At 60.1% G+C, this 11,388-nt stretch carries 9 protein-coding genes; 3 read left to right on the top strand and 6 right to left on the bottom strand.

Translation table 11 applies throughout. From position 1 onward, the window contains the following. Nucleotides 1-289: 289 nt before the first annotated feature. The 6 genes from BN1130_RS01125 to BN1130_RS01100 form a co-directional block, all read right to left on the bottom strand. Nucleotides 290-1,255 carry an alpha-L-glutamate ligase-like protein gene (locus BN1130_RS01125; RefSeq protein WP_042039740.1) on the bottom strand — a complete coding sequence of 322 codons (966 nt, stop codon included), beginning with the start codon at nucleotides 1,253-1,255 and terminating at the stop codon, nucleotides 290-292. Nucleotides 1,256-1,258: 3 nt separating this feature from the next. After that, nucleotides 1,259-2,797: an inactive transglutaminase family protein gene (locus tag BN1130_RS01120; protein WP_042039738.1), complete on the bottom strand. Its 1,539-nt coding sequence runs from the start codon at nucleotides 2,795-2,797 to the stop codon at nucleotides 1,259-1,261. A gap of 3 nt (nucleotides 2,798-2,800) precedes the next feature. Beyond that, nucleotides 2,801-3,589, bottom strand: coding sequence for an ATP-dependent zinc protease family protein (locus BN1130_RS01115; protein ID WP_042039736.1), 789 nt, complete (start codon nucleotides 3,587-3,589; stop codon nucleotides 2,801-2,803). 52 nt (nucleotides 3,590-3,641) lie between these two features. Beyond that, a complete protein-coding gene (gene cmoB, locus BN1130_RS01110; RefSeq protein WP_042039735.1) occupies nucleotides 3,642-4,619 on the bottom strand; it encodes a tRNA 5-methoxyuridine(34)/uridine 5-oxyacetic acid(34) synthase CmoB in 978 nt (325 codons plus the stop codon). Then, nucleotides 4,616-5,356, bottom strand: coding sequence for a carboxy-S-adenosyl-L-methionine synthase CmoA (gene cmoA / locus BN1130_RS01105; protein ID WP_042039733.1), 741 nt, complete (start codon nucleotides 5,354-5,356; stop codon nucleotides 4,616-4,618). The genes cmoB and cmoA overlap by 4 nt, the downstream gene beginning before the upstream one ends. Nucleotides 5,357-5,610: 254 nt before the next feature. Next, complete coding sequence (locus tag BN1130_RS01100) at nucleotides 5,611-6,459, bottom strand: DUF72 domain-containing protein (RefSeq protein WP_042039731.1); 849 nt, start codon at nucleotides 6,457-6,459, stop codon at nucleotides 5,611-5,613. A gap of 415 nt (nucleotides 6,460-6,874) precedes the next feature. On the opposite strand from BN1130_RS01100, the gene aspS reads away from it, so the two are divergent. The 3 genes from aspS to BN1130_RS01085 form a co-directional block, all read left to right on the top strand. Next, a complete protein-coding gene (gene aspS / locus BN1130_RS01095; RefSeq protein ID WP_042039730.1) occupies nucleotides 6,875-8,665 on the top strand; it encodes an aspartate--tRNA ligase in 1,791 nt (596 codons plus the stop codon). A gap of 74 nt (nucleotides 8,666-8,739) precedes the next feature. Then, entirely contained in the window at nucleotides 8,740-9,480 is a 741-nt protein-coding gene (locus BN1130_RS01090; protein WP_042039729.1) for a YebC/PmpR family DNA-binding transcriptional regulator, read from the top strand. 313 nt (nucleotides 9,481-9,793) lie between these two features. Continuing rightward, a partial coding sequence (locus BN1130_RS01085; protein ID WP_042039728.1) for a phosphoethanolamine transferase occupies nucleotides 9,794-11,388 on the top strand: 1,595 nt, incomplete at its 3' end.

Here is an 11,388-nt window from a genome sequence, read left to right as displayed (position 1 = left end):
CGAGCGCGATCAGATATTGGTGCTGGTTCAGGCTGGGCCAGCGTTGCATAGGAGTACCGGATCCGTTCTATCTATTTAATTTGATTTAACTAATCTAACATTGGCGCCGTTTCTTGTCGCTTTAATAAAGGGCGCTGACAGGCTGAAAGCCTCCCTGGGTTCAGCCTGGTAGCAAGTTTTGTCCCCGGGGATGGCGGGCAGGGGGATTGGGGGCGCGAGTGGCGAGTCAGGGGGGTTCCCAATAAAAAACGCGCCCGAAGGCGCGCTTGAGTCAATCTCTGCGACACCATCACTCGTCGAAGATGCCGAAGTGCTCCTTGGAGAAGGCGACGCGCTGCGCCACCGTCATCTTGGTCGATCCCAGCTTCTCTATGGTCTTGAGATTGGGCACCAGACCGCGGCCATTGGCTATCTGAATAGCGAGGCCGGGGCGGGCGTTGAGTTCGAGCAGCATGGGGCCACGGAACTTGTCGAGCACCATGTCGGTGCCGATATAACCCAGTCCCGACATCTCATAGCAAGATGCTGCGAGTGTCAGCAGGGTATCCCAGTGAGGCACCTTGAGCTCGTACAAGTCCAGGCCGGTGTCCGGGTGGTGGCGCAGGGGGTTGCCAAACTGCACCGCCCGCAGCGCCCGGCCGGTACGCAGGCACAGACCCACCCCCACGGCGCCCTGGTGCAGGTTCGCCTTGCCATCCGATGCCGCAGTCGAGAGGCGCATCATGGCCATCACCGGGAACCCCTTGAAGATGATCACCCGGGCATCGGGCACCCCTTCAAACGAATAGCCGTCGAACACATCATCGAAGTTGATGAGCCCTTCCACCAGCGCCACGTCGGGCTTGCCGCCCAGGGAATAGAGCCCAGCCAGAATGTTGGAGACATGACGCTCCAGATCCTGGCCATTGGAGGCGCTGCCGTTGGGCTTGTAGAAGAGGCCATCTTCCTGGCGCAGGATCACCAGTATCCCCTTGCCCCCCGAACCCCGGGCCGGCTTGATGCAAAAGCCCGGCCACTCCTTGACCAGCTCGGTGATACGGGCCACATCATGCTGCTCGCGAATGGTCCCGATGAGATCAGGCACAGTCACGCCGGCATCCAGCGCTATCTTCTTGGTCTGCAACTTGTCATCCACCAGGGGATAGAGGTTGCGCGGATTATAGCGGCTGATGTAGCTGTGGTTGCGCTTGTTCATGCCGAGGATGCCTGACTGGGCCAGGCTCCACGGGCTGGTGTATTTTTCCCAGAACCACATCTGTTACTTGTCCTTACCCGGCGTGACGCCCGACTTCATCTCATCCACCAGCGGTTTGAAACGCTTGAGCTCGCTCAGTTTGTAACCGGTGTAGTTACCCATCACCAGCACGGTTGCCATCAGCACCAGCTGCAGGCCGAGGAAGTTGAAGGTGAGGTGACGGATCAGCTCGTTATCCATGGCCAGGTAGGCGATGACGGCGACCAGCAAGGAACCGCCCCCCTGGCGGAACACCTCTTTGGAGCCCTCTTCTTCCCAGAGGATGGACATGCGCTCTATGGTCCAGGAGAGGATGATCATCGGGAAGAAGGTGATCTTCACGCCGCTGGTCAGCCCCAGCTTGAACGCCAGTGCGGAGAAGAGCCCTATCATCGAGATCACCATGATGATGATCGCCGATATGCGCGCCACCAGCAGCAAGTTGAGCCGCGACAGGTAGGAGCGGATCACCAGACCGGTACCGACGATGAGCAGGAAGCCGACCAGACCGGTGATGAGCTGCGTCTGGATGAAGGCGACCGCAATCAGCACCGGCATGAAGGTGCCCGAGGTCTTGATGCCGACCAGGACTCGCAGGAAGACCACCATCAGCACCCCGATGGGGATCAGCAGCAGTCCCTTGAACAGCGCCTGCTCCTCCAGCGGCAAGCTGTGAATGGAGAAGTTCATCATCTCGGACTGCTCGAACTTCTGGGACAGCGCCACACTGACGGGCTGCTCCTGAGCGATCATCGAGAAGGTGACCTTGGAGTTATGACCGCCGGTCACATCCAGCAGGGCACCGGAGTTGTATTCCCACAGCAGCAGATTGGCAGGACGGCCCTGTTCGCCTGTCTGGGGGTTAAACAGCTGATAATCGGTCGGGCTGTTGAACACCTGCAAGTAGTCCACCAGCTCCTGGCGACGGCGACCGTCCTCCAGGCTGAGGGCGTGCACCACCCGAGTCGGCACGTCGGCGTTGTTGAGCAGCTCGGCAATCAGGTTGGCGCGGCTCTTGTGGGATTTAAGCAACTGGGCGTTCTGCTCCTGCTTCTCGATCTCCTTGATGATCTCGCGGGTCAGGGTGTAGCCATCGGCGGAACGCTCCTGGGCGCGCTCGAGGATCTGCTTCATGGCCGTGGCGTAAGGCTCACTCTCGATCTGCTTCTCGATGGAGGGCGGCTGGGCCAGGGCGGCGGGTTTGGCATGGGCATCGGCCATCATGTCGACCCGGTAGTAGAGCTCCTGGCGGCCGGTCGCGGTGCGGATGGACCACTCGGCACGGGCATCCCCGTTCTTCTCGACAAACGACAGGCCATAGCCCGGGCTCGCCGCATTCTCGTTCATCAGGGTGTAACCCGGCTGGGTACCCGGAATGGCCAGGGAGGCGATGACGGGTTCCCCGGTCGCATCGAACTCCAGTTTGGCCTCGATGGACCAGATCTGACGCTTCTCACCCGGGGTGAGCGGCACGTCCAGGGCAATATGGTGATAGATGGTCATCCCCATGCCGACGATGAACAGCAGGGCTACCAGCAAATAGAACGGCTTACGGGAAACCATGGATTATTTCACATCCTTGAGCTTGGGTTTGGGTTGGATATATTCGCGGGCCACGTCGACCACGGCGATGTCTTTGAGGAATTCGCGACCCAGCAGCACCGGGAAGGTCATGTCGCTGCGGTCTTTCAGGGTAAATTCGGCCTTCTCGGTCATGTCGCCGATGCGCACGGTGAGGCGTACCACCGGGCGGCGGTCGAGATCGTCGGCAGAGGCCTGGCGCACCCGCACATGGCGCACCAGCGGGGCTTCTATCTGGATCTTGTCATCGAGATCCTGATGGCTCAGGAAGAAGCGCACCCAGTTTTTGCCATTGCGCTCGAAGATGGTGATCTCCTGGGCGCTGATGGAGGAGGTGGTTGCCCCGGTATCGACCCGCGCCTGGAAGGCGTCATTGGCGGCATCCACCCAGATCCACTCCGCTTCCCCTACCAGCAGCTTGCCATCGACGGTGTGGCCCTGATCGGGGGCGGCGCACTGCTCGGTCGGGATCGCGGGTGGCTTGGGCGGCTGTGCGGGCAGGGTGGCCAGCTTGCTATCGACTTTGTTCACAGATTCTTTCATGTTGACGACATCAGTATTGAGCTGGGTCAGCAGTTGTTGTTGCTGGACGGTCTGGCGCGCTTGTTGCGCAATGGCGAGCTGGATCTTCTGTTCACTCAGGCTCAATTCTGTTCTGAGCTCGGCCAGGGTCAGCGGCGGCACTGTGGGTGCCTGTTCCAACTGAGCACACCCGCCGAGGCTGAGCAGAGAGAGCAGGGTCATTCCTTTCAATTTGCTTTTCATGTCATTCATTTAGCTGTGCTTCCTGGATTTGAATCAGTGTAACTTCCACAACTGCCCTCGGCTAGTCTTTGGCCTTGGTAGCGATTAATACGGCTCGTTTGGGAGCGGGTAGTCCCTCGACGGTGCGGGAGGGATCGGCGGGATCCAGATAATCAAGCAAAGATTCATTGAGCATCCATTCAGTGCGACGCTGTTCGTCGGTGCTGGTCATATTTTCATCGACAATCCGCACATCGCAGAAGCCACAGCGCTCGACCCAACGCTTGAGCGCCAGGCTTGAGGGGATAAACCAGACGTTGCGCATCTTGCCGTAGCGATCCGATGGCACCAGTACCTGCTCCTCATCCCCGTCGATCACCAGGGTTTCCAGCACCAGCTCACCGCCATCACGGAGCTGATTACGCAGCTGTTCGATGTGTTCTATGGGGGACTTGCGATGATAGAGCACCCCCATGGAGAAGACGGTATCGAAGGCCCGCAGGGTCGGCAGCTCCTGGATGCCCAGCGGCAGCAGCTGGGCACGCTGGTCGTTGCCTGCAAAGTGGCGAATGGCCTCGAACTGGCAGAGGAACAGCGGGCTGGGATCGATGCCGACCGCGAGCTTGGCCCCTTCGCCGACCATGCGCCACAGGTGGTAACCGCTACCGCAGCCCACGTCCAGCACATAGCGTCCGTCCAGGGGGCTGATGTGGGGCTGCACTCTGTCCCACTTCCAGTCGGAGCGCCACTCGGTATCGATGTGAATGCCGTGCAGGGTGAAGGGGCCCTTGCGCCAGGGCATAAACTGACGCAGCAGGCTCTCCACCTTCTTGCGCTCCCCCTCATTGAGGCTCTCGCTATGGCCTATCTCGACCCGATGTTTCAGTTCCACCTGACCGGGAGCCACCACCGGCAGTTTGTTGAGGGCACGACTCCAGCGCGGCAGATCACCGTGCAGGTTGTCATGCTGCCAGGCATGGAGCTGAGCTGGCAGGGTATGCAGCCAGTGGCTGAGCCGGGTCTTGGCGATCAGTTGATAGAAATTGGCGAAGTCGATCATGGCTGGGTGTCGCTGGATTTGATGGCGATCATGGAACCGAAGTTGAAGCACTGGAACCAGAGATCCTGATGGACGAAACCCGCCTCGCGCAGGCGCGCCTGGTGTACCGCCAGGGTGTCGGTGCGCATCACGTTTTCCAGCGCGGTGCGCTTCTGGCTGATCTCCAGCTCGCTGTAACCGTTGGCTCGCTTGAAATCCAGATGCAGGTCGATGAGCAGTTCGTTGACCGGCTCATCTTCGAAACGCAGCTTCTCGCTCAGGATCAGGATGCCGCCGGGACGCAGGCCATCAAAGATGCGCTGGATCAGCGCCGCCCGCTGCTTGGGGTCGACAAATTGCAGGGTGAAGTTGAGCACCACCACGGAGGCGTTCTCGATGGCGATGTCGCAGATATCCGCCTCGATGAGCTCGACCGGCACCTCGGATTTGAAGCCCGAGAGGTGGGCCCGGGCCCTATCTATCATGGGGCGGGAGAGATCGACCGCCGTGATGCGGCAACCGGGTTGCGCCAGGTTGCGACGCATGGCCTGGGTCGCGGCGCCCAGGGAGCAACCGAGATCGAACAGGCGGCTGTCTGGCTGGGCATAGCGAGCTGTCATCATGCCGATGGCGGAAATGATGTTGCTATAACCCGGCACAGAGCGCTGGATCATGTCGGCAAAGACATCGACGACCTGCTCGTCAAAGCAAAAATCGCCCAGTTGGGCGATGGGGGCGGCAAAGATCTGATCATGCATAGTGGTGCAATCCGGCAGGGGATCTGTCTGTCCCCGGCTTTGTTCAATTTTGGTATTGGCTGACACCTGAATCGTACCGGGCATCAACGGCTGGCGAAGGGCCACAAGGATTCCTGTTTTGCTGGATGCCCCGGCCGCTCACACGGGCCATCTGCTGACCCGTCATAGGGGCGCTAGTCTAGAGGATTGCTGGCCATTTGTCTTGAACAGGGCGAAGCCGCCACCGTAAATAATCGACTTTTTCGTGCCGCAGACTAAAACATCAGCACCCCTTGACGGGCACTGTCAATTTCCCCCGGCCAGGGGGCCATTTCCTGACCGAGCAATTGCACTATCTGGCGCGCCAACGCCGGGGCCTGGGCATTGTCTGCGGTATGGATAAACAGATAGAGATCCTTGCCATCCGCCAGCCATTGGCGCCAATGGGGCAACCAGCCCGGCAAGAAGGGGTGATTGGCGGCAGGATCCGGCAAGCCGATCAGGCGCACCACGGGGGCGTGGGCGGTGGCGAGCAGGTGCACGGGCAGCTGTGGCTTCTTGCCCTGGGCGTCAATCATGGCCGCCGTGGTGGCGGGCACCGAAAACAGGGGCCGGGAGTCGAGCATGATGCGGTTGATGCCCTTTTCCATCAGCATGCGATTGAGGGCCCGCTCCGCGTCCCCCTTGGCGAAGAAATCGGGGTGTCGTACCTCGAGCGCATAGGCAAAATCCCGGGGCAGGCGATTGAAAAACTCGGTCAGACGAGGCAAGCCGGCGGGCCCGAAGCGGGCGGGCAGTTGCAGCTTGAGCAACCCCAGCTTGGGGTGCAAGGGGGCAAGCAGGGCGATAAAGTCGCTCACCTGCTTGTCCACGCTGACCAAATCGCTCTGGTGACTGATGGTTTGCGGAAACTTGAAGGCAAACCGGAAGGTGTCCGGCACCGCCTCGCTCCAGCGCAGCACCGTCTCCGGGGTCGGCAAGGCGTAGAAGGTGGTATTGCCTTCTACGGTGTTGAACACCCTGGCGTAATCGGCCAGGTGTTCGGCGGGCTTGGCGCCCTGGCCGAGTAATTGACCTGGCCAGGCGGGGTGGGACCATTGTGGCAGTCCCAAAAAGAGGCTCATTGCGGATCCTGTTGGCGTTTTTGTCGCGTTTCCCCTCAAAAATTTGCCAACTGAGCTAAAAAACAGGGCAAAGGAGGGGGCAGGTCATTTTACCCGTATAGGGGTTTTCCTCTATAATGCCACCCCTTTGTTTATCAATTTTTGATGGTGGCGCCGGATGATGCGTCCCGCGATGGTGACATGCGGTCATGAATTGTTAACACAATAACGGCTCTCCGATGCTTCGCCGACGGCCTCGCTGTTGCAAGCCGGTATCGGCGGCAAGCTGCCGGCTCAAAGGGGCCGGCTGGTACGAGACTGATTTCAAACCGGGTAGCACAAGCATCTGGCCAGTGGCGAGACAGACGGTGCTGACCTGTCGTGCCCGGCGACTCAGGGTTAACCGTCTCTCTTACAATTTCGAAGGAAGAAGTCCATGCGCTCTATCTATTGCGGACAGGTCAATGAAGCCCATGCAGGGCAGACCATTACATTGTGCGGTTGGGTCCATCGTCGTCGCGACCTTGGCGGTCTGATCTTTATCGATATGCGTGACCGGGAAGGCATAGTGCAAGTCTTCTTCGATCCGGACAAACCGGATGCCTTCGCCCTGGCCTCCGAACTGCGCGGTGAGTTCTGCATCCAGGTGACCGGTGTGGTACGCAGCCGCCCCGACTCCCAGCGCAACAGCGACATGGCCACCGGCGCCATCGAGGTGTTCGGCCACGAGTTGACCATCATCAACCGCGCCGAGCCACTGCCGCTCGACTTCAACCAGGTCAACAGCGAAGAGCAGCGCCTCAAGTTCCGCTATCTGGACCTGCGTCGCCCCGAGATGGCCAAATACCTGAAGACCCGTGCCAAGGCCAGTGCCTTCGTGCGCCGCTTCATGGACGAGCAGGGCTTCCTCGACATCGAGACCCCGATGCTGACCAAGGCCACCCCGGAAGGGGCCCGTGACTATCTGGTGCCGAGCCGGGTGCACAAGGGCAAGTTCTACGCCCTGCCGCAGTCCCCGCAGCTGTTCAAGCAGTTGCTGATGATGTCCGGCTTCGATCGCTACTACCAGATCGTCAAGTGCTTCCGCGATGAAGACCTGCGTGCCGACCGTCAGCCGGAATTCACCCAGATAGACGTGGAGACCTCCTTCATGACCGCGCCCCAGGTGCGCGAGCTGATGGAAGAGATGATCCGCCAGCTGTGGCAGCACGTGCTGGCCGTGGATCTCGGCAACTTCCCGGTGATGACCTTCGACGAAGCCATGCGCCGCTTCGGCTCCGACAAGCCGGATCTGCGTCTGCCGATGGAGCTGGTCGATGTCGCCGATCTGCTGACTGCGGTTGAGTTTGCGGTGTTTGCCGGTCCGGCGAACGATCCGAAAGGCCGTGTGGCAGCCCTGAAAGTGCCGGGCGGCGCCGAGCTGTCTCGCAAGCAGATCGACGAGTACACCAAGTTTGTCGGTATCTATGGCGCCAAGGGGCTGGCCTGGCTGAAGGTCAACGACGCCGCTAATGGCCTCGAAGGCGTGCAGTCGCCGGTTGCCAAGTTCCTCTCCGACGAGATAGTGCGCGAGATCCTGGCCCGTACCGGTGCCGCTGCTGGCGACATTATCTTCTTTGGTGCCGACTCCAAGAAAGTGGTCTGCGACGCCATGGGCGCCCTGCGCCTGAAAGTGGGTCGCGATCTGGGCCTGGTCGAGAACGTCTGGAAGCCGCTGTGGGTCATCGACTTCCCCATGTTCGAAGAAGATGGCGAGGGTGGCCTGGCCGCCATGCACCACCCCTTCACCGCCCCGAGCGATCTGAGCCCGAGCGAGCTGAAAGCGAACCCGCTCGGCGCCTATGCCAATGCCTATGACATGGTGATCAACGGTTACGAAGTGGGTGGTGGCTCTGTGCGTATCCACAGCAGCGACATGCAGTCTTGTGTGTTCGACATCCTGGGGATCACCCCGGACGAGCAGCGTCTGAAATTCGGCTTCCTGCTCGATGCCCTGAAATATGGCACTCCGCCCCACGCCGGTCTGGCCTTTGGCCTGGATCGCCTGAGCATGCTGCTGACCGGCACCGACAACATCAAGGATGTCATCGCCTTCCCGAAAACCACCACGGCGTCTTGCCTGATGACGGATGCCCCCAGCTTCGCCAATCCGGCCCAGCTCGGCGAGCTGGCGATTGCGACCGTTGCCAAGGTCGATACCAAGGCTGACGTTGAAGGCGCTGAGTAAATCAAAAGGGCCGCACTTGCGGCCCATATCAGCAGACTTATCTCATTGATTTGAAATCATAACGGAGCGTTTTTATGGCAGGTCACAGTAAATGGGCCAACATCAAACACCGCAAGGCGGCGCAAGACGCCAAGCGCGGTAAAATCTTCACCAAGCTGATCCGTGAAATCACCACCTCGGCGCGCATCGGCGATCCCGATCCCGCCAACAACCCGCGCCTGCGTGCCGCCGTGACTGCGGCCCTGACCAGCAACATGACCCGGGAAACCATCAACCGCGCCATCGCGCGTGGGGCCGGTGGTGGCGACGGCGAGCAGCTCGAAACCATCGTCTATGAAGGCTATGGCCCGGCGGGCTCTGCGGTCATGGTGGAGTGTCTGACCGACAACCGTAACCGTACCGTCGCCGAAGTGCGTCATGCCTTCAACAAGTGTGGCGGTAACCTGGGTACTGACGGCTCAGTCTCTTACCTGTTCAGCAAGAAAGGGCTGTTGACCTTCGTCGGTGCCGATGAAGATGCCCTGATGGATGCGGCGCTCGAAGCCGGTGCCGATGATGTGGTCACCGAAGAGGATGGCTCCATCGAGGTCTACACCACTCCGAATGAGTTCGGTACCGTGCTGGATGCCCTGGAAGCGGCTGGCTTCAAGCCCGAGAACGCCGAAGTGACCATGATCCCCTCCACCGAAGCCGAGCTGGATGCCGAGACTGCTCCCAAGCTGATGCGTCTCATCGACATGCTCGAAGACCTGGACGACGTGCAGGAGGTGTACCACAACGGCTCCATCTCCGACGAAGTGGCCGCGACCCTCTGATCGTCAGGTTGCACCTCAGAGGAAGTGGCATCACAACGGTGCCATCGCCCTCCGACGACGTGGCCACGACCCTCTGATCGAAGGCCCGCACAGACAGCAAACGGCAGCCCACGGGCTGCCGTTTTTTTATGATGTTGCCAAAGGGAGATGTCGCCCCGGTGCGTCATCATGGCTTGCCTGCCACCCCAGCCCGGTTTGTAGGTCTCTTTGCCTCCATGGACTTTCATCTTAATTTTCACTTAAGTCTCGACTCCTATGATGCTGCCAAGTCTGGCTCCCGGTGAGCCTGTCATCTGGTTAGCGGAGTCTGTCTATGCGCATCACTATGAGTGCCATCAAGGTGAATGTCCTACTGGTGCTGTTGTTTACTCTGGTATTCAACTGGCCTATCTTCCTGCACTTCTATCACGCCCTCTCTCGCCTCGATCACGTCAAGGTCGGCTTCGTGCTCTCCATTCCGCTGCTGTTGCTGGCGGCGCTCAATCTGGTGTTCCTGCCGTTTAGCATTCGATACCTGCTCAAGCCCTTCTTCAGTGTGCTGATCCTCATTGGCTCCCTGGCCAGTTACGCCATGCTCAAATACGGGATCATCTTCGATCAGAACATGGTGCAGAACGTGGTGGAGACCAATGTCGGGGAGGCGGGCTCTTATCTCAATGGCTCCGTCTTGACTTGGTTCATGCTGACGGGGGTGCTGCCAACCCTCTGCCTGCTGCTGCTCAAGATTGAATATCCCACGCGCTGGTACCAGGGGCTGGGCCTGCGGCTGGGGGGCATGGGGCTCTCCGCCTTGCTCATCTTCGCCGTGGGTGCCCTCTATTATCAGGATTACGCCTCGGTGGGCCGCAACAATCACACCATGGCCAAGGAGATAGTGCCCGCCAACTATGTGGCCGGCATCTTCAAGTATGTGAAAACCAGCTTCTTCACCCCGGCCATGCCCTTCCTGGCGCTGGGAAGCGACGCCGTGGTCGCGGCCGAAGGCCACAGCAAACCGACCCTGATGTTCCTGGTGGTGGGGGAGACGGCGCGCAGCAAGAACTACTCCCTGAACGGCTATGAGAAGCACACCAACGCCTTCACCGACCAGGAGCCGGGTCTGGTGTCGTTCCGCCATGTACGCTCCTGCGGCACCGCCACGGCGGTTTCCGTGCCTTGCATGTTCTCCAACATGACCCGGCGCGAGTATGACGAGAACCGGGCCCGTCATCAGGATGGCCTGCTGGATGTGTTGCAGCACGCCGGGGTGCAGGTACTGTGGAAGGAGAACGATGGCGGCTGCAAAGGGGTGTGCGATCGGGTGCCGACCCAGGTGATCGATCCCAAGGAGCATCCCGAGCTCTGTAAAGGCGAGTCCTGCTATGACGGTGTGCTGCTCAAGGGGCTGGATCAGCAGATTGCCGGGATGAAATCAGGCAACAAGCTGGTGGCCTTCCACCTGATGGGCAGCCATGGCCCCACCTATTACCGGCGCTACCCGGCCACGGAGCGCGCCTTCGTGCCAGATTGCCCGCGCAGCGACATCGAAAATTGCACCAACGAGGAGCTGGTCAATACCTATGACAACACCATTCGCTACACCGACAAGGTGATAGGGCAGCTGATCGACACCCTCAAGGGGCTGGAGTCGGAGTACAACGTGGGGCTCATTTATCTGTCGGATCACGGGGAGTCCCTGGGCGCCATGGGGCTCTATCTGCACGGCACCCCCTACAAGTTCGCGCCGGACGATCAGACGGTGGTGCCCATGCTGACCTGGATGGCGCCGCGCACCGCCCAGGAAGATGGCCTGAGTCTCGATTGCCTCAAGCAGGAGGCACAGGCCAAGCGCTTCTCCCAGGACAACCTGTTCCACTCGGTACTGGGCATCATGAACGTCAAGACCAGTGCCTACGATGGCGAGTTGGA

Origin of the sequence: Aeromonas rivuli, from assembly GCF_000820045.1 — a bacterium.
GTDB classification, from domain to species: Bacteria; Pseudomonadota; Gammaproteobacteria; order Enterobacterales; family Aeromonadaceae; genus Aeromonas; species Aeromonas rivuli.
The sequence above is the reverse complement of the archived record's forward strand: the minus strand, read 5'-3'. Positions and strand labels throughout refer to the sequence as shown.